The following is a 20,349-nucleotide window of genomic DNA, read 5'->3' as shown; positions in this document are numbered from 1 at the left end:
TCGATGAGTCTGGTTGACTAGGCTACCGGCAGGGCGGGTAGCAGGTTGCTCAGGGTTTGGCCGGCGAGGTTGATGGTTTCAGTTCGGCCGTCGGTGGCGTTGATAACGATAGCGCCGGAGACCACGGTGAGGACGACCTCGAAGTCGGCTTCGGGGTTGTCCCCGTAGTAGACCGGGGCCTGGCTGAGCAGCAGCTGGGCCAGGGTTGAGGTGCTTGAGCCGTCTGAGGTGAGGGTGATGGTCTCGTTGGTGGTGTAGGTGACGCTCACGGTCTGCTGCTGGCCGTTGGTTGTCTGCGCTCCGTAGGTTGCGGTCATCTCTGCGCTGTTGACGCCGGTGGCGGTTACGGCGCTGCCGCCGCTCTGCTTGACCAGGTGGCGGGTTTCGCCGTCACGCGCGCTGTCGATGGGGAAGGGGTCCCAGCCGTCGGGGAAGGTAACCACGTAGTCCAGGCGGAAGGAGGCTCCCGCGGCGAGGACGGCGGTGCCCGCTACGGGTGCTCCGGTGGTGTCTTCGGGGCTGGAGAACCAGAGGCCGGTGCCGCCGTAGGTGCCGGAGTTGAAGCCGCCCAGGCTACCGCCGGGGGTGAAGGTGCCCTCGCCGTTGGCAACCAGGCCGGTTGCGCCGTCCGCAATGAGGCCGGTGGAGTCGTCAAACTGCACGTCACCGCTGGTGTTGCTGGTACCGCCGAAGGTTGAGGCTACGCCGACGTTAGTGTTGTAGCCGGCGCTGGCGTCCTCGATAGCGACCTGGGAGAAGAGCCCCCAGCGTACAGTCAGAGTAGGGGTAATGACGCTGGTGCTGGCGGCGTAGGCAGGCACAAGGGCTGAGGACGCGACGACGGGCGCCGCCCAGAGGCCGGCTGTGGCCAGGGTACGGCGCGAGGTTTGGGGTGAGGTCATGTAGATGTGTTTCCTGAGTGGTGGTTCTGAAGAACGGGAGTAATGTCTGCTCTTTAGTTCTCGTCGTTACCGGGGGCAAGGCCCTCGTAGATTTCCTTGCACTCGGGGCAGACGGGGAATTTTTCGGGGTCGCGGCCGGGGGTCCACTTTTTACCGCAGAGGGCGCGCACGGGCTTGCCGGTGAGGGCGGATTCCATGATTTTTTCTTTGCGCACGTAGTGGGCGAAGCGTTCGTGGTCGCCGGGTTCGACGTTCTGGACTTCTTCGCGTTCCAGTAGGGCGGTGCCGCCGGAGTGGGCGGTTTCGGGGAAGGGGTCTTCAATGCCGGGAATCGATGACATGCCGGGTCTCCTTTTAGGTTCAGAGCGGTTTGGTCTTGTCTTCCAGTGTAGTGCCCCCGTCAAGACGGCGCCCGGTTCCTGCCGTGGGGCAGGGGTCGGACGCCGCTGGTGGGGTTGCCTGCTTCTAGCAGGTTGAGGGGTGGGTTAGCTGTAGCGGGCTACTCGCTGGTACATGTCTGCTACGTGCCGTTCGTAGTTTTTCGCTCCGGCGCGGACGCCCAGGTAGAAGGCTGCTACCCCGATCAGGGCAGTGACGGCGGCACCCAACCAGAGCCAGAGCATGCTACCGGTAATAGCCGTGGCCCCCATACCGATGAGGGACGGCAGGGAGAGAGCCATAGGGATAAAGATGATAAGGCCCCGTGCCATGGTCTTAGCCATACCGTCTGGCTGTTCCGGGGTCTTCCAGGGGCTGGTTCCCGGTGGTACCACGGGTGCGTTGAAGACGGTGTCGAGGTAGTTGGCCATGCCGTTGGCGATAAAGTAGGTTCCCAGGGAGCTCACCAGCAAGGGCAGAGCCCAGGCAGCATGACCGGTCAGGAGGGCAAAAGCCAGGGTGCCCAGCACAATCATGGGCAGGTAGAGCATCATCATGCCGTAGGCCCGCCCCAGCCTATCGTCAATGCCGCGCAGGGGTGAGAGGGCGTGCAGGGAGAAGGCCGAGCCTTCAAAAGAAGCCAGGGCAGACTGGGAGTAGCCTGCCATAGCCGGTATGAAGGCGACCGCCATGACGAAGGCCATGGGGTTCGTCATCTCTTCCTCTACCCCGTTCGCTGAGACGATAAAGCTCCCCGAGATAAAAACCATCAAGATATACATGAGCGGCATCATGAGCACGTTAAGGTTGGCCCGGGAGTCCCGGAGCATCATATCGAGGGTACGGGCGGCGATAGCCCCGCGCACGGTGGCCGGGAAGCGCCCAAGAAGCCCCAGGTTACCCTGGGCCAGGGTTTTGCCTTCGTCCTGTACCCCGGTGGAATCTCCCACGCTGGCCATGGTTTTAGCCGCAAAGAACTGCCAGATGAACCAGGCCAGGCCACAGTAGACCAGGGTGAGCGCGGTGAGAGCTAGAGCGATGCCGTAGCGACCGGCTCCTACCTGCGGGGTAATAGCCCAGGCTGAAGCTACAGGAGTCCACTGCAGGTAGCCGAGAACCTGCCGGAGCTGCTCGGTGTTGCTGGTGATGCCCGTGATAGTCGCCAGCATCAGGGGCCCGGCAAAAATCAGGGCCGCAAAGGCAAGAAGGGTGAGGGCGTTACTCACTGAGCGTCGCGAGCGGACGGGTATAGAAGCTACCGCGGTCAGGCGTCCGCCCAGAATGGCAAGGGCAAGACCCAGTAAACCTGCCGGGATGAAAGCCAGGGTAGCTGCTAGCGAGTAGAAGTTGGAGGTCGTCAGAGCCAGGACGGCTAGTACCGTCAGCGCACCGGGCACCCCGATCAGAGCCCCCAGGGCTTGGCCGCCCATGAGCTGGCGGACGGTAATGGGATAGGGTGCGAGGCGCTCCGGGTCTAGGGTGGGGTCGGCACCGGCTGCGACCAGGGGTATCAGCCACCAGGCCAGGGTCAGCAGGCTACCTGCCAGCCCCAGAATCAGTAGGGAATCGGTGGGGTTTTGCAGGGTGAAACCTATACCGGCCACGCCCGCCAGGGCGCCGAGCCCGTAGAGCAGGCCAAAGACCAGACCCACGATAGCCCAGGCGTTCCCGTTACGGAAAATTGCAAGGAAGTGGTCGAACTTGAGTTTTAGGAGGACTGCAACCATGAGATTCCCTCCGATACAACGCGTCCGCCCACCAGTTCAACAAACCGTTCTTCCAGCGATGCGCCGCCGCGCACCTGTTCCACGGTGCCAGAGGCCAAAATACGGCCGGCGTTCATAATGGCAACGTGGTCGCACAGGCGCTGGACCAGGTCCATGACGTGGGAGGAGATAATGACGGTTCCGCCGCCTGCTACATAGGCCTTGAGAATATCCTGGATGTTCGAGGCCGAGACCGGGTCGACCGCTTCAAAGGGCTCGTCGAGCACCAGCAGGGAGGGGGCGTGGATCATGGCGCAGGCCAGGGCTATTTTCTTGGTCATACCGGCTGAGTAGTCGGCGACCTTGCGGCCGGCGGCCCCGGTCAGATCCATAGCGATGAGCAGGTCGCGGGTTCGCTCAGCCACGGTTGCCTTATCGAGCCCGTGTAGGCGACCGGCGTAGGTGAGGAGCTGCTCGCCGGTGAGCTTGTCGAAGAGGCGGACGCCGTCGGGCAGCACGCCCACCCGGCGTTTAGCATCTAGGGGGTTGGCCCAGACGTCCAGGCCGCCCACCAGTACCTGCCCGGCGGTGGGCTTGAGCAGGCCTGTTGCCATGGAGAGAGTGGTGGTCTTACCTGCGCCGTTGCGCCCTACCAGCCCGTAGAAGGAGCCTCGGGGCACAGTGAGGTTGACTCCGTCTACCGCAGCCTGCTGGCCAAAGACCTTCACCAGGTTGATGATGTCCAGGGCTGCGCTGCCCCTGCTGGCTTCTGCCACTTCAGCTTCTACCGGCGCTGAAACCGGCTCAGTCAAGCCGCTGCCGGGTGCCTCTTCAGGCCGGTTGTGAGTTTGATTGTAAGGTTCATTCTGCGGGGGAAGGTTCTCGTGTGCCATATCTCCACTGTAGCCAGCATCACGAGCCTTTCCCTCCCCCGCTAGGGTGATTCCTTAAAAAAGAGCCATCATCAGGGCTGAACGGGCCTTTGTGACGCGGGGGTCGGCTGAGCCTACAACCTCGAAAAGTTCCAGTAGGCGTTCGCGTACCGTGGTTTTGGTCTCCGCGTCCACGGCCTTGAAGAGGGCGATAAGACGGTTGAAGGCGTCTTCCACATGCCCGCCAGCTACATCTAGGTCGGCGACGTTGAGCTGGGCCTGCACGTTGGTAGCATCGGCGGCAGCTTTTTGGCGTTCTTCCGCCAGGTTTAAAGTAGAGACGCGGTGAAGCAGGTGCACCTGGGCTAGGCCGATTTTAGCGTCCGTATCGCCCGGGTTCTCGTTGAGCGCGCGTGTATAGGCGGCTTCCGCTCCCTGGTAATCGCCCCGATCTAGAGCCTCAATAGCTTCCCTATGCAGGGGCGGTAGGGGCTTCTCGGCCTCTGACAATACCGGTTCGAACCCACCGGGTAGGCCCTGCTGAGCGGCGAGCTGCAGCACCTGGCCCAGCACCTCGGTCAGGGCCTGGGGCTCAACGGGACCGTTAAAGAGCGGGGCCGGGCGGCCAGCAAGCACAGCCACGGCCGCAGGCACACCCTGAATCTGGAAGGCCTGCCCGATCTCGGGGGTCTTGGTAATATCAACGGCAGCCAGCAGTAGGTTGCCACCGGCAGAGTTCACCAGGGCCTCTACCTGCTCCAGCATCTGAACCGACGCCGGCGAGTGAGGTGCCCACAGGGCAAAAATCACGGCGCCCCGGTTGGACTCCTGCACCAGCTGCTGGAACTGGGCTACATCGGTCACATCGAGTCGCCAGCTGGCAGCGGAGCTCTCCTCAGCAGGCTCAGCGCTGGAAACTGCCGACCCCGCAGCCCCCAGGTCCAGGGCGTTTCGTACCGAAGCGGGTAGGTTCTGATCGTCAATCCCGGCCATTGGCCTTCCTTTCACAGCGACAAATATCTCTACTGTCTATGGTGCCAAAGCTCAGCCGGTAAGCGGGCACCCCTGCCCTAGTTCTAGCCCAGGGCAGAATCACGATAAGGTTGAACACAGTAACTACACCCCTACCCGAGTAGCCAGCATGCCCTCATCTTTTTCTCCCTCCCGCCTCCTGCGGTCTCTGACCTCCCGTACCAGCCGCGCACAGGCGTCCGCGCAACCAGATTCCCCGGCCAACACCGAAGAAAGCGGCACCAGGCAGTCACAGAACAACAAGTTCGCCCTAACGGCTATCCCCGGTGCCCGGCCCCGCCACCGCCTCCAGGTGCCCGAAGAACCGGCCCACCTCAAAGAGAATAAGGACGGCGCCGCCCCCGCTCCCCCAGAAACCCACGCGCTGGCCCCCGGCAAGGGCCGCTACATCAGCAACCCTATCTACTTCGGATTTATGCTGGCTGTAGGTGTGGGGCTTGCCTGGATGGGCATGTACTTTGTCCTCAACATTGGTGCCCTGGCAGGCTGGCTCACCGGTGCAGTCTTTATCGGCCTGGGGCTAGACCCAGCCGTGCGAAAACTAGAGAAGTGGGGCCTGCCACGCGGAGCGGGCGTCACCCTTGTTTTCCTTCTCTTCGCGCTGGCAGCTACTGCCCTCATTTTTTGGATCATTCCCCTCATCGCCCGACAGGCGGTTTCCTTTATCACGGGCTTCCCCCAGCAGTTTGAGAACTTCCTCAACTCAGACTTTTTCTCGGGTCTGGACCGGCAGTATCACATCCGTTCAGCGGTAGATGCTGAGGTGGAAAAATTCTTTGCACAGCTCACCTCCGATACGTCGGTGGTCAGCGGATTTCTTAACTCCCTCATGAATGCAGGCTCCACTCTGGCAGAGGTCACCACAGGCACCATCATCGTGCTCTTCCTCTCCATCTACGTACTCGCGTCCCTACCCACCATCAAGGCCTGGTTCATCCGCCTTGCCCCCGCCTCAAAACGCGACCGCGTAGGCTATCTCACCGAAAAAATCACCAGTTCAGTCGGCCAGTACGTGATGGGCCAGGCCCTGGTAGCGATCTGCAACGCTACCTGCGCCGCCATTATTATGCTTGTTGTTGGTGTTCCCTTCGCCCAGCTACTCATGCTCTTCGTCCTGCTGCTGGCTTTCATTCCCCTCGTTGGTGGCGTTAGTGCCGCTATCCTGGTCTCGGTTATCTCGCTAATCGACGGTTGGCAGACCGCCCTCTTCTTCCTGATCCCCTACCTGATTTACCTGCAGGTTGAGGCCTACTTCATCTCCCCCCGCATCATGAGCAGGGCAGTAGCAGTGCCCGGTGCTGTAGCTATCATCGCGGTGGCAGCCGGCGGCTCTCTCTGGGGTGTGCTCGGTGCCCTCATCGCGATTCCCGTCGCAGCATCCCTGCTGATCCTGGTCAACGAGGTACTCGTGCCCCGCCAGGACCAGCTCTAAGCGACCGCCAGTTTCCCCGCCCGGTAGCACCCTGCCTTTGAGCAGTGGCCGCTACCGGGTTTTTCTATACTTCTAACGTGACCTAGATGAAGTTGGCTTTCGCCGGGTTCTACCAGAATCTACGAGTTGCCCAGCACCGCTCGTGCCAGTGGCGGCGTTCCTCGATAGCCCGCTGGGCACCAAACATGTGGTCCTGCTGCCAGACCACCAGGTGCGCGATACCTGGGTGGATAGGCCGCCCACATTCGGGGCACTTATAGGTTTTCAGAGCGTTAATCGAGGGAATGTATTGCACATACCAGTCCCCGTCTTGGGCCCGTTCCACTCGCGGGGCGGGGTCAAGAATACGGGAAATATCGCGCCCAGCGGGGCGGGCTTTCTGCCACTTGCTGGGAGCTGCCCCGGAGTTAGAGTTAGGGCGGCGGGGCTTAGATGAAGAACGACGAGGCATTCCCCCATTCTTTCATGCACCGGTGTACCTGCCCAAGCCACCTGTTAGAGTGGTACGGTGCGTTTAGTTATAGCTGATTGTTCCGTAGACTACATGGGCCGTCTCAATGCCCATCTGCCCCGTGCTACCCGCCTGCTCATGATCAAAAATGACGGCTCGGTGCTGATTCACTCCGACGGCGGCTCCTACAAGCCCCTGAACTGGATGAGCCCGCCCTGCCGCCTGCATATTTCCCCTCGCGAAGAGTTCGAAGGCACCTCGGTAGCCGAGGATCTTGACCCCGATGTGAGCGAGCTGTGGACCGTGCAGGCTGCCAAGAGCGACGACAAGCTAGTCATTCGTGTCTTCGGCACCCACGGGGAACTCAGCCACGACCTGGGTATTGACCCGGGCCTTATTAAGGACGGCGTTGAGGCCGACTTACAGCGCCTGTTGGCTGAACAGATTGAGCTTCTTGGTGCGGGCTACCGCCTGGTGCGCCGCGAGTACCCCACGGCAATCGGCCCGGTGGATATTTTGGCTAAGGACGCCGGGGGCGTCTCTGTGGCTGTAGAGCTCAAACGTGTGGGCGATATCGACGGCGTAGAACAGCTCACCCGCTACCTAGAGCTCCTCAACCGCGACCCCCTGCTAGCACCGGTTCAGGGTGTATTTGCCGCCCAGCGCATCAAGCCCCAGGCCCGCACGCTGGCAGAAGACCGTGGCATCCGCTGTGTGGCTCTCGACTACGATGCCATGCGCGGAGTAGATGACGTGGAATCTCGCCTCTTCTAAACAAGAAGAAAGCTAAAAAATAAGGACGCCGCCCTCCCTCATCTCTGGGGAAGGGCGGCGTCCTTTCATCACAGAAATCTAGTTAGATCTGTGCGTGCTTAGCTGCGATGGTGACTCGATCGTTAGAGACGGTCAAGAAACCTTCGTGCAGGCGGGTGGTCTTCTTCTCACCGCTGGTTGCCTCGATCAGAAGCTCACCGTCTTCAGCGAGAAGGGCCATGGTGGGGATGTGACCTGGCATGATACCCAGGTCGCCATCGACGGTGCGTGCGCGCACGTACTTGGCTTCGCCAACCCACACGACTCGTTCACGGGAAACGACTTCAACTTTCAGTGCCATGATTACTTGGCTCCAGACTGTGCCTTGATTTCCTCGTAACGGCGCATGACGTCGTCCATACCACCGATGTTGTAGAAGGCCTGCTCGGGGATGTGGTCAACATCGCCGCGGCAGATCATCTGGAAGGATTCGATGGTGTCCTTAATCGGCACGGTTGAACCCTCGACACCGGTGAACTGCTTTGCAGTGTAGGTGTTCTGTGAGAGGAACTGCTCGATGCGGCGGGCACGTGAAACAACGACCTTCTGCTCTTCGGAGAGTTCGTCAACACCGAGGATGGCGATGATGTCCTGAAGTTCCTTGTTTTCCTGCAGGATAGCCTTGACCTGGATTGCGGTGTCGTAGTGCTCCTGACCGATGTACTGGGGGTCCAGGATTCGGGAGGTGGAGGACAGGGGATCAATCGCGGGGTACAGACCACGAGAAGCGATCTCACGGGAGAGCTCGGTGGTTGCGTCCAGGTGGGCGAAGGTGGTTGCAGGTGCGGGGTCGGTGTAGTCGTCCGCAGGAACGTAAATCGCCTGCATGGAGGTGATGGAGTGACCACGGGTTGAGGTAATACGCTCCTGCAGCAGACCCATTTCGTCGGCCAGGTTAGGCTGGTAGCCCACAGCGGACGGCATGCGGCCGAGCAGGGTTGAAACCTCAGAACCTGCCTGGGTGAAGCGGAAGATGTTGTCGATGAAGAGCAGAACGTCCTGGTTCTGAACGTCACGGAAGTATTCCGCCATGGTCAGGCCGGTCAGCGCAACACGCAGACGGGTTCCCGGCGGCTCGTCCATCTGGCCGAACACGAGAGCGGTGTCCTTCAGAACGCCAGCTTCTTCCATTTCAACCCAGAGGTCGTTACCTTCACGGGTACGCTCGCCGACGCCGGTGAATACTGAGGTACCACCGAAGTTGCGGGCAACGCGGGTAATCATTTCCTGGATCAGAACGGTCTTACCAACGCCTGCACCACCGAAGAGACCGATCTTACCGCCCTTGATGTAGGGGGTCAGAAGGTCGATTGACTTGATGCCGGTTTCCAGCATCTCGGTCGAACCTTCGAGGTCTGCGAAGCCGGGGGCTGCGCGGTGGATGGGCCAGTAGGTGTCGGCCTTGATTTCGTCGTTGGAGACGTCGAGGGCGTCACCGAGGACGTTGAAGATGTGGCCCTTGACGCCGTCGCCTACGGGGACGGAGATGGGAGCGCCGGTGTCAACTACAGCCTGGCCGCGGACGAGGCCGTCGGTCTGCTGCAGGGAGATTGCGCGTACCAGTGAATCACCGAGGTGCTGGGCAGTCTCGAAGGTGATCTTACGGGTGGTGCCGTTGAGGGTCAGATCAGCGGTCAGCGCGTTGTAGATGTCAGGTACCTGGCCGGCAGGGAACTCAACGTCAACGACAGGGCCGATAACGCGAGCAATGCGACCGGTTGCGCCCTGAGCCGGCGCGGTAGCCGATTCGTTCAGAGTGGCAGTCATTGTTCTCACTTACCTATGTAGAGAGTGGAAAGTTGTCTGGTGGATTAGGAGGCGAGTGCGTCGGCGCCGCCAACAATTTCGCTGAGCTCCTGAGTAATTTCTGCCTGGCGAGCGTTGTTCATCAGGCGGGTGTACTTCTTGATGAGCTCGTCAGCGTTATCACCTGCGGACTTCATCGCGCGCTGGCGGGACGCCAGTTCGGAGGCCGCTGCTTCTAGCAGGCACGCATAGATGCGGGAGGCGATGTAGCGGGGTAGCAACTCGTCGAGAACTTCCTTGGGGCTGGGCTCGAATTCAAAGACTGAGTTCTGCTGGAACTGGTCGTCTTCGAGACGTTCGCCGGGCAGGATTTCTTCACCGAGTTCGCGTGCGTCTGCTACCTCGATGGGGAGCAGACGCAGGACGCGGGTTTCCTGGCTGACCATGGAGACGAATTCGGTGTAGATGATGTGGAGGTCATCGACGTCACCGTTTTCGTAGGCTGCCAGGATGGCGTCGCGTGCTGCAACGGCCATCTCGACGTTGGGGTTGTCGGTGTTGCCTTCCCATGCCTGCTCGTATTCGCGTTCGCGGAAGTCAAAGTAGGACTTTGCCTTGCGACCGATGAGGTAGAGCTTGACTTCACCTCCCTCACCGCGGAGCTTCTCAATAAGACCCTCGGTTTTTTTGAGGACGGATGAGGAGTATGAACCCGCAAGGCCGCGGTCGCTGGTGAGGACGAGTACTGCGGAGCGACCGGTCTTAGCCTTTGAGCGTGCGTTAAGCAGGGGGTGCTCAATGTGGTGCTGGGTCGCGATGGCAGTGACAGCCTTAGTCAGCGCATTTGCGTAGGGGCTAGCGGCCTCTGCGCTCTTACGTGCCTTGTTAATGCGTGAGGTTGCGATCATCTCCATCGCCTTGAAGATCTTCTTCATAGACGATGTTGAAGTAATCTTTTGGCGGTAAACCCTAATCTGGGCTCCCATAGAGATTCCTTTCACTCCTAGGGTGAGGGCCCCTCCCCCAGGTTCTGTTGGAGGGGCGTCTCACGTGCTAGGAAAATCGCTAACCGATGGTTTCCTGTGATACTTCGCTGTCTGACAGGGGCTTGTGCTCTTCGTGGCCGGCCTCAACGAGGTGGCTGGTGCCTTCGGAGCGGAAACCCTGCTTGAAGTCAACGATGGCAGTCTTGAGAGCTGCTACGGTTTCGTCTTCGAGCTTGCCTGATGCTGCGATGTCCTGCAGTACTGAGGTGGAGCGGCGCAGGTGGTCGAGGAACTCTGATTCAAAACGCAGAACGTCTGAAACTTCGAGGTCATCGAGGTAGCCGTTGGTGCCTGCCCAGATTGAAACAACCTGGTCCTCAACTGCGTAGGGGGTGTACTGGGGCTGACGCAGCAGCTCGGTGAGGCGAGCACCGCGGGTCAGCTGGGCCTTTGAAGCGTCGTCCAGGTCGGAAGCGAACATTGCGAAGGCTTCCATGGCGCGGTACTGTGCAAGGTCGAGCTTGAGGGTACCGGAGACCTTCTTCATCGCCTTGGTCTGTGCCGCACCACCAACGCGGGAGACGGAGATACCTACGTCGACCGCGGGACGCTGGTTAGCGTTGAAGAGGTCTGACTGCAGGAAGATCTGGCCGTCGGTGATGGAGATGACGTTGGTGGGGATGAAGGCTGAAACGTCGTTTGCCTTGGTTTCAATGATCGGGAAGCCGGTCATTGAACCTGCACCCAGCTCGTCAGAGAGCTTTGCACAGCGCTCGAGCAGGCGGGAGTGGAGGTAGAAGACGTCGCCGGGGTATGCTTCGCGGCCCGGAGGACGACGAAGCAGCAGTGATACCGCACGGTAAGCTTCTGCCTGCTTTGAGAGGTCATCGAAGATGATGAGGACGTGCTTGCCGCCGTACATCCAGTGCTGGCCAATGGCGCTACCGGTGTAGGGAGCCAGGTACTTGAAGCCTGCTGCGTCAGATGCGGGGGAAGCCACGATGGTGGTGTATTCCAGAGCGCCCTGCTGCTTGAGGGTTTCGCGTACTGCTGCGATGGTTGATGCCTTCTGACCAATAGCAACGTAGACACAGCGAACCTGCTTGTTGGGGTCACCGGTTGCCCAGTTGTCCTTCTGGTTCAGGATGGTGTCAACCGCGATAGCGGTCTTACCGGTCTGGCGGTCACCAATAATCAGCTGACGCTGGCCACGGCCGATCGGAATCATGGCGTCGATTGCCTTGAGACCGGTCTGGAGGGGCTCGTGAACTGACTTACGCTGGGTAACGCCGGGAGCCTGAAGTTCGAGGGCGCGGCGGCCTTCTGCTTCAATGTCGCCCAGGTCGTCGATGGGGTTGCCCAGGGGGTCAACCACGCGGCCCAGGTAGGCGTCGCCTACGGGTACTGAGAGAACCTCGCCGGTACGGTGAACTTCTTGGCCTTCTTCAATGCCGGTGAAGTCACCGAGGATGATGACACCGATGTCACGAGTGTCGAGGTTCTGTGCCAGGCCAAGGGTGCCGTCTTCGAAGCGAAGCAGCTCGTTAGCCATTACTGAGGGAAGGCCCTCAACGCGTGCGATGCCGTCGGATGCTGATGCAACACGACCCACCTCTACGCGCTCTGCATTGCCGGGTTCGTAAGACGCTGCGAATTCGTTCAGCGCGTTACGGACATCATCGGCGTTGATGGTCAAATCGGCCATCTTATGTCCCTGCTCTCCTAATTTGTTGGTGTGCCTGCCGACTGGCGGCAGGCCCACCGAAACTTGTGTGACGTGCTCGGGCTGTGCCTTTAGGCTTGCCCGATGTCGTCTGTGTATCTTCTAAATCACCGTCGAGGTCTCGACTGTGTAAATCGCCTATGCGAAAGCGCGGCTGAGTTCTGACAGTCGGGTAGACAGTGAGCCATCGATGACTTCGTCCCCTACCTGCACGCGCAGACCGCCCAGAAGTGCGGGGTCTACGGTGATGTCGAGCTTCAGCTCCTTGCCGTAGGTCTTGTTGAGTGACCCCTGCAGCTTTGCAATCTGCTCTGCAGTCAGCGCGGTTGCTGAGGTGACTCGTGCGATCCAACGGTTTTGACGCTTGACGATGATTTCTACGAACTCGTTAGCCAGACGGGCTGCGGTGGTTCCGCGGGCCGCAGTGGCAACTCGTTCTAGCAGAAGCTTGCCTTCAGCGGTAGCTACATGTCCACCGAGGCTGACAGCCAGCTTCTTGAGTGCTTCCTTGCTTGCCCTGGTATCGGCAAGAGCAGCCTGTGCTTCTGCTGAGGCATCAACGGTGTTGATGAAGGTCAGTAGTTCGTTGACGGTCTGCTCTAGTGCATCGATACCTCCGCGCTGTTCAGCAGAAAGCGCTACTGAGGTAACAGCGGTTGTTTCGAGGGCATCAGCCAGATCGCGTTCTTCACTCCAGCGGGCTTCTGCTGCTGCAGAAACAATAGCCAGAGCGGCGTCGGAAATCTTGCCGCCCAGAACGGAGCGGGCGATGCCTGCTCGCTGCGCTGCTTCGCGGGAAGGATCGGTTAGACCTCGCCGGAACCCGCCGTTGCTGTCGATAGCGTCGACAACAGCGAAGAGCTCTTCTGCGAGGTGGGTCGGGTTATCGGTAGGCTGGGCCACCAGAACCTGTTCCACCTTGTTCAGTGATTCAGTCGATACTGCTGACATTAGCGGGCTGCACCTGCCTGCTGCTGCGCGTCAAGGTCAGCAAGAAAACGATCGACTACACGTGCGGATCGCTCATCATCGTTGAGGGATTCGCCCACAATCTTGCCAGCCAGTGAGGTTGCCAGAGCGCCAACTTCGGTACGAAGTGATGCTGCGGCAGCTGCACGTTCTGCCTCGATGGTTTTCTGGGCGTTTTCGGTGATGCGAGCGGCCTCAGCGTTTGCGCGCTCCTTAGCTTCTGCCACGATGGCGTCGCCTTCGGCGCGTGCTTCTTCGCGAATCTTCTGAGCTTCCAGACGAGCGCTTTCGAGCTGCTGGCCGTACTCTTCGCGTGCTGCCGCGGCCTCTGCCTGAGCCTTTTCAGCCTTGGCTAGACCACCCTCAATTGCTTCTTTACGGTCCTGGTAAATCTTTTCGAATGCCGGGACAACGTACTTGGTGACGATGAAGAGGAGGAGCAGGAACCCGATGGCGGTAATGGCGATTTCCCAGACATTGGGGATCAGAGGGTTCGCGCCCTCTGCTGCTGCCATTAAGTGAGACATAGGGGGTTTTCCTGTTCTATAGTTTGGTCAATCTTTTGGCGGGGCCAAAAATTACTTGATAAACGCAAGAACCAGGCCGAGAACTGCCAGTGCTTCAACCAGTGCGAAGCCCAGGAAGAGCATGGGCTGCAGGGTGCGCTGTGACTCGGGCTGACGGGCAACAGAGGTCATGTAGGCTGCGAAGATCAGACCTACGCCGATGCCACCGCCGATAGCTGACAGACCGTAACCAACTGCGGTAAGTGAACCGGTGAGTTCCATGATGTTTGTTTCCTTTCACAGTGCCCCTTGCGGTTTGTGTGTTGTGTAAGGGGCAGAGTTTTGATGTGGACACTCCCCGCTAAAGCGGGTTGCTTTTCTCGTCCGCCGGTATAACCAACGGAGAAAACCTATATTTTTAGTGGCCTTCTGAGACCGAGCCCTGCAGGTAGACCGCAAGGAGCAGGGCGAAGACGTAGGCCTGGATAACCTGAATCATGAGTTCCAGGAAGTAGAGGAAGAGACCCAGGGCGCCTGAACCGACCGATGCGATAGCGGCGATTCCGCCTGCTTCAACAATCAGGTACTGGGTAAGGGATGCTGCAACCATAATCGCCAGGTGGCCGCCGAACATGGTAGCGAAAAGACGCAGGGCGTGAGTTGCGGGGCGGATGAGCATGTTTGACATGAACTCAATCGGAATCAAGATGATGTAAACAGGCCAAGGAACGCCTGAGGGCATCGTGAGATCCTTGAAGAACTTCCCCAGACCCTTGCGCTTGATACCAACACCAACCCAGGTCAGGTAGGCGATACCTGCCAGGGCGTAGGCAGAACCTACGTGAGACATGGTGGGCAGCTGGACGAAGGGAATTGAACCGTAGAGGTTGTTCACCAGGATGAAGAAGAAGGCGGTGAAGAGCAGGGGAACGAAAGGCTTGTAGTGGTGGGCGCCAATCAGTTCCTTGCCCAGGCTGTTACGGACCAGGCCGTAACCCATCTCGCCCACGAACTGGGTACGTGAGGGAACCATGGCACGCTTGCGGGCAGCGAAAAGGAAGAAGCCAGCAACGATGACCACCGACAGGATGACCAGAAGCATCTGCTTGCTGAACTCAAAATCACCGATCGTGAAGATGGCAGGCAGGTGCATATCATCGATAGTGGGCGGAACGTAGCCCTGCTGCTCTCCCGCTGCGACAACTAGCCCGTTTGAAATCAAGGCAAGTCCTTTCATTGCTTCGTGTTGGCCGCTGGCTCCAGCAACCTCAGAGGTTTAAAGAATCAAAAGTATGTGTGTGCCAACCGGTTCCAGTTGGTCTTATTTACGCTGCTGCATGTGGATAAATACCAGGTAGATACCACCAAAGGCGCCAACGAATCCGCCTACCCAAGCAATCCAGGTTGTACCTAGTAAGTGGTCCAGACCATAGCCTACCAAACTCCAGATACCAATGCCTATCATGACGTACAGAAGTGTCATAAAGGCTCCGGCTGTTCCGCCACCGGCAACCAGGTCGCCAGCAGAGCGCAACTGCTTATCTTGCTTGTACCACTTATCGTCGGTGTTGCCCACGGGTGTATGCTCCTTTGCCTAGTTTCATCCTACCGAATCGAAATAGAGGATTCTCTGTTTCGAGATAATTTTCGTTTCGATGACAAGCTGGGCCGCCAGTGCCAGGACGGCTCCGGTGAGAAGCCAGCCGTTACGAAAATCCTGCGGTATAGGGGCGAACACTAAGAGGCCGGTGAAAACCATAATCTTGAACGGATACATGGCCGCTAGAGCCGCTGCCGCCGCTTTCATCGACTTCTTCTCAGCCGGTATCACAACCATGATTCCGACCGCGAAACTGAGATAAACCAGGGCAAGCCCCGTAAGGAACCCACCCGCAGCCGGTTTACCTGCGATAAGTACACCAACTATCGTACCGACTAGGGCCAAGATAGCCAAAGCCAGTGAGACAGACCGGAAGATTTTTAACCAGGGCATCTCGTTGATGCCCAGCGGCTTAGGCCCCATTTTTCTGACGCACCTTCCCGAGCATGGTCGGCAAAAAGATGTAAAGGGCCAAGATAAGCACAACTAATAGGGCAGACCAAACAGCATTCTGGGTCTCGAAGGGTAAAGCCAGCACGGTCACAGCAGTCACCACAAAAGTAGTGAGTGTCACAAGGGTTGCACTGCCCAAGTGGCTGAAACCGACATCCGTCAGGCGCTGATAGGCATGAGTGCGGTGGGGTTTGTACCACTGCTCACCCCGCACGATTCGGCGCAGTAGCGTGGTTCCGGTATCTGTTAGGTAAACCAGTAGAGGGGCAAGGATGTACTCAACATAAACCCCCGAAAGGAAAGCACCCACCGCCATAGAAGCGATAGCTCCCCCCAGGAAGTAGGAACCAGCGTCCCCCAAAAACACATTTTTACCGGTGCGCACGTTCCAGGGCAGGAAGGCCAGGCAGGCCGCAGCCACGGCCGCTCCCCCGGCAAGCAACCAGGGCATTTGATTGACCCACCCCGCGTAAGCGTAAGCCCCGCCCACAGCAAAACCGTGAAGGCCCGAGATGCCGTTAATGCCGTCCATAAAGTTCACCACGTTGATGTATGCGGCGATCGCAAAGACCCCTAGGGGAACCCAGAAGATGGAGGTCCCCAGCATCAGGGTCATTCCCAGAGTGACGATAGCGCCGATGAGCAGCTGGGCCGCAAAGCGAACCTTGATAGAGACCCCTCGGTAGTCCTCCATCCAGCCCAGGGCGCCCGATGCCACCATGCCAAAGAGCACGAAGAGGGCGATAGACCGATCAGTAAAAATCTGTCCGTCGATGAGGGCAACCAGGTAGGCCAGCACCGCTGCAAGTGCGGTTGCTAGCCCCATGCCTCGGAATACCGGGGAGCTGTGGGAAGACCGTGCGGTGGGGATGTCGACCAGGTTCCAGCGGTGCAGGAGCGGACGCACGGCGAAGGGTAAGAGCAGACCAGCGACCAGGCCGACAACGGTGGGCACCAGAAGCAGAGCCAGAAGTTCTGAGGTAGTCATTAGGCCTCCTGCCCCCGGTGCTCGGTGCGGTCGTATCCGCGGTGGCTACGGTAGTTTTCAAGCCAGCGGGCGTAGTCAAGGTCAGCTGGGTCAAGCCTGGGAGCTTGAGCCCTCATGATATTTTCGTTCTCTTCGCTGCGCTCGTGTACCTCGTCCTGGCCGAAAAGTACCTCGTCGCGCTTTTCGCCCGCACGCAGGCCAATAACCTCGATAGCCACGTCGAAGCGCTCATAGAGGCTGCGCATATGCTCCGCCACCTTGAGAATCTTAACCGGCTCGCCCATATCGAGTACCATCACCTCGCCGCTGCGTCCGATTGCCCCGGCCAGCATGACCAGCAGGCAGGCGTCTGGAATCAGCATGAAGTAGCGGGTGGCGTTCCGATCGGTCACGGTCAGGGGCCCGCCGTCCAGAATCTGTTTGGTAAAGAGGGGCTTGATAGAACCTCGAGAGCCAAAAACGTTGCCGAAGCGCACCGAGACATAGGTACGCCCGGTCTGCTCGCCATACCAGCTCGTCAGCATTTCCGCGCTGCGCTTGGACTGCCCCAGGGCTGTAGTGGGGTCAGCAGCCTTGTCGGTCGAGATATTGACAAAAACCTGAACATCAACCTGAGCTGAAGCCTTTAGTACGTTAGCGGTACCCAGAGTATTGGTTTTGTAGGCTTCCTTTGGGTAAGCCTCAAGGGCAGAGACGTGCTTAAGAGCGGCAGCGTGAAATACAACCTCAGGCTGACGTTCAGCAAAGACCGCCTCTAATGCCTCAGCATCCCGTACGTCCGCCAGAATCACGCTGGGGTCGTCCAGGCTTGATAGGCCGGTCAGAGAATACCGGGTATCCATGAGCAGGGACTCGTCGCGGTCGAGCATCATAAGCTCAGCCGGCTGGTAGGCACTAATCTGGCGGCAGAGCTCAGAGCCAATCGACCCACCAGCGCCGGTCACAAGTACCCGTCGACCCTGCACATAGCTACGAATGAGGTCATGGTCAATCTTGTAGTCAATTGTGCCGCGAATCTTCTCAAGAAGCTCCCGCTCATTATTCTCTTCACTGCGTCGGCGACCGTGACCAATATCGGGAACGGCAGAGTTGATACGTATGGTCTCTACGCCCAGTTCTTTCATACTCTGAGCGATGCGAACCAGGCGTCGTTCAGGAATTTCTTCACCAATAGCAATGAGCACTTTCTCAGCCTGGTGGTGTTTTACCAGAGCCGCCAGATCAGCGCTGGTTCCCTCAACCTTAACCGAATGAATACGGGCGTTCCGCACCGACCGGTCATCGTCAACAATCGCGACCGGCAGGTACTTGGCCTTGGGGTCGGTCATCAAGGTTGACACCAGGTTGCGGCCCAGAAAACCTGCGCCGTACACAATCACCCGCTGCACATCTTTACCGCTGGGGCGGTTGGTCTTTTCCTCATAGATTCGCTTGCTATAGCGGAAGCCCATCATCAGCAAAACAGCGATGGGGAAGGCAATCAGCACCACCGAGCGGGGTACCCCAAAGGCTCGAGACGATACCATCAGCAGTATCTGCATAATGATGGTGTTAGCTAATATCAGGGGGTAGAGCTTGCTCCCCTCTTGCAGGGTGCCGTAGCTGTGGACGCCGCGGTAGAGACCCATCATCAGGCCACCACCGATTTGCAGGGTGACCATCACCAGGGCAACCGCGGTGAGCCCGCCTACATCAATCTGGCTAAGGTCCATGCCGTAACGCAGAACAAAGGCAGCGGGTAGGGCTATCAGCCAGGCTAGGGAGTCGAGCCCCATCTGCACGTACTTCCACCAGGTCTTCCGCTCGGTGCTCGATGTCAGAATGGGAATAGAGGTAGTCTGCGGGGACGCTTCTTTAGACATTGCTGCCCTTCTCTTTCTTCCCCTGCGGGGTTCGGCCGGTCATGGCCCTAAAGGCCCGGGTGCGCAGTTCTTCTGGTGCTAGGCGGTAGACACCGCGTATGGCTAGGTTCTGGGCGAAGCGGACGGAGCTCAGCACTCCCCCGGTATAGAGCCTGCGCTGGACCTGGAGGTCCTTGCGCAGAGCTTCTAGCCCGCCGCGTCGGGTATAAGCTGTGGCGACCCGGTAGCTTACCAGGGGCTGGCTCAGGTTGCCCAGGACGAATCCGGCGCGGCTCATGCGGGCCCAGAGCCAGTAATCTTCAGCGCCCGGAACCTCAACGTAGCTACCGACAGCCTCCACAGCGCTCTTACGGAAGACCACGGTGGGGTGCAGCATGGGGTTGCGCTTCGGTAGTGTCTCTCGAATAGCTCTCGCCCCGGTCACCGCCTTCCGTTCAGCCTCGGGGCGGGCGGGGTCATCCTTAAACTCGTGCATGGCGCTGCCCAACACGTCAAAGTGGCCCTGAGCGACCAGAGGTATCTGTTGGGCAAAGCGTTCAGGAGCAGAAACATCATCTGAGTCTGCTCGGGCAACTATATCGTACATACAGTATCCCAGCCCCTCGTGCAGGGCAGCAGCTAGGCCGTGATTATCTTCAAGACGAACCACGGTCACCGGCAGGGAGCTCTGCTCTTCAAAATCAGCGATAACCTGAGAAAGCTCAGCGCTCACGGGGCCATCTTGCACCAGTACCAGCTGGTTGGGCTGCAAGGTTTGACCCTCGGTGTTCGAGGTTAGGGCCAGGCGCAGATGCTCGGGCTGATCCCCGGAATAAACGCTCATCAAAACAGAAAATTTGGGGTCGCTCCCGTAGTTTGCTTTGATACGCTGGGCCAGCTGGGGGGTTTCAAGCTGGTATACACCGTCCAGTACCTCGCTATTAGAGCGATAGCCGGCGGCAGCGTCCTGAAGTCCCTTAAGAAAATAGCCGGTGTAGGTCTTCTTCTCATCGGTGCGCAGCAGGGTGCTGACCCACAGGCGGGCTGTCGAACCGCCGTAGAGCAGCTTCTCCAGCGGAGTTAGGGTGCGACGGGCACAAAAAACCCAGAGCTTATTGCGTACATCGTTGTAGAAACGGGGGCCGGGTTTTGCATCTGTGGTACCAAATGTCTTGGTGTGATGACGGGCTACCGACCTCTCAGTAGCAATACCGTTGCTGTGGTGAATCAAGCGGGTGGTGTATTCGAAGTCGTCGTTCCAGATAAAGAAGTCCGCCAGGGGCAGGTCGGTGGCTCGCATGGCGGCAGCGTCCATCAAGATTGAAACAAAGGACGCCGAGCGGATCGGGCGGGCGCCGACAGCAGCTGCCCGCGCGGTACGGTCAGGGCCTGCGGCGAACATGGTGCGCATGGTGTTCATGGGGTGGTCCTGGCCGTTGGTCCACACCACCTTTGAGGCTACAACGGCCGGGCGCTCTGCCCGTACCGGCGAGTAATCAGCCCAAGCCCGGTAGGCCTCAGAGAGGGTATTTTCGGTAGGTTCCGTGTCGTCATCCATGACCCAGACCAGGTCTGCCGCATGCCGGTTCAGGGCCCGGTCAATGCCCACGGTAAAGCCGCCTGCACCTCCCACATTTTGTGGTAGGTGCACAATGTCGGTAGCCAGCGAGCTCTTGTAGCCAACCAGAAATTCCTCGGTGCCGTCGGTGGAAGCGTTATTGACGATGATGACCGTATCGGGGGTCAGCTCCCCCGCCTCTATCCCGGCTAGGGTCTGTTCAAGCAGCTCACGGCGGTTATACGTTACCACTACAGCGACAATGCGCTCCTGGGGGCGCGGCTGGGGCATAGGGGCAGATACCATGGGCAAACAGGTCCTTTCGTGGGGTGAGGCCACCTGTACACGTGTGTTTATGTCGGGGTCAAGGCAAAATTCACACAACTCTATCTA

Annotated in this window: 21 protein-coding genes; 2 read left to right on the top strand and 19 right to left on the bottom strand. The window is 59.1% G+C overall.

Going from position 1 to position 20,349, the window contains the following annotated elements; genetic code table 11:
- Window positions 1-17: 17 nt before the first annotated feature.
- From ACED88_RS02775 to ACED88_RS02755, 5 genes are all read right to left on the bottom strand, one after another.
- Window positions 18-902 (bottom strand): hypothetical protein, encoded by an 885-nt coding sequence (locus ACED88_RS02775; protein WP_449107995.1) that lies wholly within the window; start codon window positions 900-902, stop codon window positions 18-20.
- A 53-nt stretch (window positions 903-955) separates the two neighbouring features.
- Window positions 956-1,243: a DUF3039 domain-containing protein gene (locus ACED88_RS02770; protein WP_185174469.1), complete on the bottom strand. Its 288-nt coding sequence runs from the start codon at window positions 1,241-1,243 to the stop codon at window positions 956-958.
- A gap of 144 nt (window positions 1,244-1,387) precedes the next feature.
- Window positions 1,388-3,007 (bottom strand): hypothetical protein, encoded by a 1,620-nt coding sequence (locus tag ACED88_RS02765; RefSeq protein ID WP_449107994.1) that lies wholly within the window; start codon window positions 3,005-3,007, stop codon window positions 1,388-1,390.
- Entirely contained in the window at window positions 2,989-3,879 is an 891-nt protein-coding gene (locus ACED88_RS02760) for an ABC transporter ATP-binding protein (protein ID WP_237236936.1), read from the bottom strand. The genes ACED88_RS02765 and ACED88_RS02760 overlap by 19 nt, the downstream gene beginning before the upstream one ends.
- Window positions 3,880-3,933: 54 nt before the next feature.
- Window positions 3,934-4,851, bottom strand: a complete 918-nt coding sequence (locus ACED88_RS02755) for a co-chaperone YbbN (protein WP_237236935.1) — start codon at window positions 4,849-4,851, stop codon at window positions 3,934-3,936.
- A gap of 148 nt (window positions 4,852-4,999) precedes the next feature.
- Here ACED88_RS02755 and ACED88_RS02750 point away from each other — a divergent pair, with 148 nt between their 5' ends.
- The gene (locus tag ACED88_RS02750; RefSeq protein ID WP_449107992.1) at window positions 5,000-6,322 is read left to right on the top strand and encodes an AI-2E family transporter; all 1,323 of its coding nucleotides are present in this window, start codon (window positions 5,000-5,002) and stop codon (window positions 6,320-6,322) included.
- A 109-nt stretch (window positions 6,323-6,431) separates the two neighbouring features.
- Here the strand turns inward: ACED88_RS02750 and ACED88_RS02745 are convergent, their stop codons facing one another.
- On the bottom strand, window positions 6,432-6,773 hold the full coding sequence (locus tag ACED88_RS02745) for an ATP/GTP-binding protein (RefSeq protein WP_185174464.1): 342 nt from the start codon (window positions 6,771-6,773) through the stop codon (window positions 6,432-6,434).
- Between the two features lie 57 nt (window positions 6,774-6,830).
- On the opposite strand from ACED88_RS02745, the gene nucS reads away from it, so the two are divergent.
- Window positions 6,831-7,547 carry an endonuclease NucS gene (nucS, locus tag ACED88_RS02740; protein WP_237185871.1) on the top strand — a complete coding sequence of 239 codons (717 nt, stop codon included), beginning with the start codon at window positions 6,831-6,833 and terminating at the stop codon, window positions 7,545-7,547.
- Between the two features lie 82 nt (window positions 7,548-7,629).
- Here nucS and ACED88_RS02735 read toward each other — a convergent pair whose 3' ends face one another.
- From ACED88_RS02735 to ACED88_RS02675, 13 genes are all read right to left on the bottom strand, one after another.
- Window positions 7,630-7,887 (bottom strand): F0F1 ATP synthase subunit epsilon, encoded by a 258-nt coding sequence (locus tag ACED88_RS02735; protein WP_135011542.1) that lies wholly within the window; start codon window positions 7,885-7,887, stop codon window positions 7,630-7,632.
- Between the two features lie 2 nt (window positions 7,888-7,889).
- Window positions 7,890-9,353, bottom strand: coding sequence for a F0F1 ATP synthase subunit beta (gene atpD, locus ACED88_RS02730; protein ID WP_185174462.1), 1,464 nt, complete (start codon window positions 9,351-9,353; stop codon window positions 7,890-7,892).
- Between the two features lie 44 nt (window positions 9,354-9,397).
- Complete coding sequence (locus tag ACED88_RS02725; protein WP_449107991.1) at window positions 9,398-10,318, bottom strand: F0F1 ATP synthase subunit gamma; 921 nt, start codon at window positions 10,316-10,318, stop codon at window positions 9,398-9,400.
- A 79-nt stretch (window positions 10,319-10,397) separates the two neighbouring features.
- The gene (atpA, locus tag ACED88_RS02720) at window positions 10,398-12,023 is read right to left on the bottom strand and encodes a F0F1 ATP synthase subunit alpha (protein WP_185174460.1); all 1,626 of its coding nucleotides are present in this window, start codon (window positions 12,021-12,023) and stop codon (window positions 10,398-10,400) included.
- 156 nt (window positions 12,024-12,179) lie between these two features.
- The gene (locus ACED88_RS02715) at window positions 12,180-12,992 is read right to left on the bottom strand and encodes a F0F1 ATP synthase subunit delta (RefSeq protein ID WP_449107990.1); all 813 of its coding nucleotides are present in this window, start codon (window positions 12,990-12,992) and stop codon (window positions 12,180-12,182) included.
- Window positions 12,992-13,537 (bottom strand): F0F1 ATP synthase subunit B, encoded by a 546-nt coding sequence (locus tag ACED88_RS02710; protein ID WP_135011537.1) that lies wholly within the window; start codon window positions 13,535-13,537, stop codon window positions 12,992-12,994. Before ACED88_RS02710 ends, ACED88_RS02715 begins: the two co-directional genes overlap by 1 nt.
- A 51-nt stretch (window positions 13,538-13,588) precedes the next feature.
- Window positions 13,589-13,798: an ATP synthase F0 subunit C gene (gene atpE, locus ACED88_RS02705; RefSeq protein ID WP_135011536.1), complete on the bottom strand. Its 210-nt coding sequence runs from the start codon at window positions 13,796-13,798 to the stop codon at window positions 13,589-13,591.
- Window positions 13,799-13,934: 136 nt separating this feature from the next.
- Window positions 13,935-14,753 carry a F0F1 ATP synthase subunit A gene (gene atpB / locus ACED88_RS02700; protein WP_449108640.1) on the bottom strand — a complete coding sequence of 273 codons (819 nt, stop codon included), beginning with the start codon at window positions 14,751-14,753 and terminating at the stop codon, window positions 13,935-13,937.
- Between the two features lie 84 nt (window positions 14,754-14,837).
- The gene (locus ACED88_RS02695) at window positions 14,838-15,092 is read right to left on the bottom strand and encodes a hypothetical protein (RefSeq protein WP_185174458.1); all 255 of its coding nucleotides are present in this window, start codon (window positions 15,090-15,092) and stop codon (window positions 14,838-14,840) included.
- Window positions 15,093-15,116: 24 nt separating this feature from the next.
- On the bottom strand, window positions 15,117-15,539 hold the full coding sequence (locus ACED88_RS02690) for a hypothetical protein (RefSeq protein WP_449107988.1): 423 nt from the start codon (window positions 15,537-15,539) through the stop codon (window positions 15,117-15,119).
- A complete protein-coding gene (locus ACED88_RS02685) occupies window positions 15,529-16,557 on the bottom strand; it encodes an MraY family glycosyltransferase (protein ID WP_449107987.1) in 1,029 nt (342 codons plus the stop codon). Before ACED88_RS02685 ends, ACED88_RS02690 begins: the two co-directional genes overlap by 11 nt.
- Window positions 16,557-18,419, bottom strand: coding sequence for a polysaccharide biosynthesis protein (locus ACED88_RS02680; protein WP_449107986.1), 1,863 nt, complete (start codon window positions 18,417-18,419; stop codon window positions 16,557-16,559). Before ACED88_RS02680 ends, ACED88_RS02685 begins: the two co-directional genes overlap by 1 nt.
- Window positions 18,412-20,262, bottom strand: a complete 1,851-nt coding sequence (locus ACED88_RS02675) for a glycosyltransferase (RefSeq protein ID WP_449108010.1) — start codon at window positions 20,260-20,262, stop codon at window positions 18,412-18,414. Before ACED88_RS02675 ends, ACED88_RS02680 begins: the two co-directional genes overlap by 8 nt.
- Window positions 20,263-20,349: the final 87 nt, after the last annotated feature.

The organism is Rothia sp. 11273D007AR (assembly GCF_053547255.1).
The sequence above is the reverse complement of the archived record's forward strand: the minus strand, read 5'-3'. Positions and strand labels throughout refer to the sequence as shown.

Excerpts from the sequence above, each read along its gene's own strand:
- ACED88_RS02750 (WP_449107992.1), top strand. The coding sequence starts at position 5,000 with ATGCCCTCATCTTTTTCTCCCTCCCGCCTCCTGCGGTCTCTGACCTCC.
- ACED88_RS02755 (WP_237236935.1), bottom strand. The coding sequence starts at position 4,851 with ATGGCCGGGATTGACGATCAGAACCTACCCGCTTCGGTACGAAACGCC.
- atpD (WP_185174462.1), bottom strand. The coding sequence starts at position 9,353 with ATGACTGCCACTCTGAACGAATCGGCTACCGCGCCGGCTCAGGGCGCA.
- ACED88_RS02765 (WP_449107994.1), bottom strand. The coding sequence starts at position 3,007 with ATGGTTGCAGTCCTCCTAAAACTCAAGTTCGACCACTTCCTTGCAATT.
- ACED88_RS02680 (WP_449107986.1), bottom strand. The coding sequence starts at position 18,419 with ATGTCTAAAGAAGCGTCCCCGCAGACTACCTCTATTCCCATTCTGACA.
- ACED88_RS02710 (WP_135011537.1), bottom strand. The coding sequence starts at position 13,537 with ATGTCTCACTTAATGGCAGCAGCAGAGGGCGCGAACCCTCTGATCCCC.
- ACED88_RS02725 (WP_449107991.1), bottom strand. The coding sequence starts at position 10,318 with ATGGGAGCCCAGATTAGGGTTTACCGCCAAAAGATTACTTCAACATCG.
- atpB (WP_449108640.1), bottom strand. The coding sequence starts at position 14,753 with ATGAAAGGACTTGCCTTGATTTCAAACGGGCTAGTTGTCGCAGCGGGA.
- ACED88_RS02775 (WP_449107995.1), bottom strand. The coding sequence starts at position 902 with ATGACCTCACCCCAAACCTCGCGCCGTACCCTGGCCACAGCCGGCCTC.
- ACED88_RS02745 (WP_185174464.1), bottom strand. The coding sequence starts at position 6,773 with ATGCCTCGTCGTTCTTCATCTAAGCCCCGCCGCCCTAACTCTAACTCC.
- ACED88_RS02685 (WP_449107987.1), bottom strand. The coding sequence starts at position 16,557 with ATGACTACCTCAGAACTTCTGGCTCTGCTTCTGGTGCCCACCGTTGTC.
- atpE (WP_135011536.1), bottom strand. The coding sequence starts at position 13,798 with ATGGAACTCACCGGTTCACTTACCGCAGTTGGTTACGGTCTGTCAGCT.
- ACED88_RS02675 (WP_449108010.1), bottom strand. The coding sequence starts at position 20,262 with ATGGTATCTGCCCCTATGCCCCAGCCGCGCCCCCAGGAGCGCATTGTC.
- ACED88_RS02770 (WP_185174469.1), bottom strand. The coding sequence starts at position 1,243 with ATGTCATCGATTCCCGGCATTGAAGACCCCTTCCCCGAAACCGCCCAC.
- ACED88_RS02715 (WP_449107990.1), bottom strand. The coding sequence starts at position 12,992 with ATGTCAGCAGTATCGACTGAATCACTGAACAAGGTGGAACAGGTTCTG.
- ACED88_RS02735 (WP_135011542.1), bottom strand. The coding sequence starts at position 7,887 with ATGGCACTGAAAGTTGAAGTCGTTTCCCGTGAACGAGTCGTGTGGGTT.
- atpA (WP_185174460.1), bottom strand. The coding sequence starts at position 12,023 with ATGGCCGATTTGACCATCAACGCCGATGATGTCCGTAACGCGCTGAAC.
- ACED88_RS02760 (WP_237236936.1), bottom strand. The coding sequence starts at position 3,879 with ATGGCACACGAGAACCTTCCCCCGCAGAATGAACCTTACAATCAAACT.
- ACED88_RS02690 (WP_449107988.1), bottom strand. The coding sequence starts at position 15,539 with ATGGGGCCTAAGCCGCTGGGCATCAACGAGATGCCCTGGTTAAAAATC.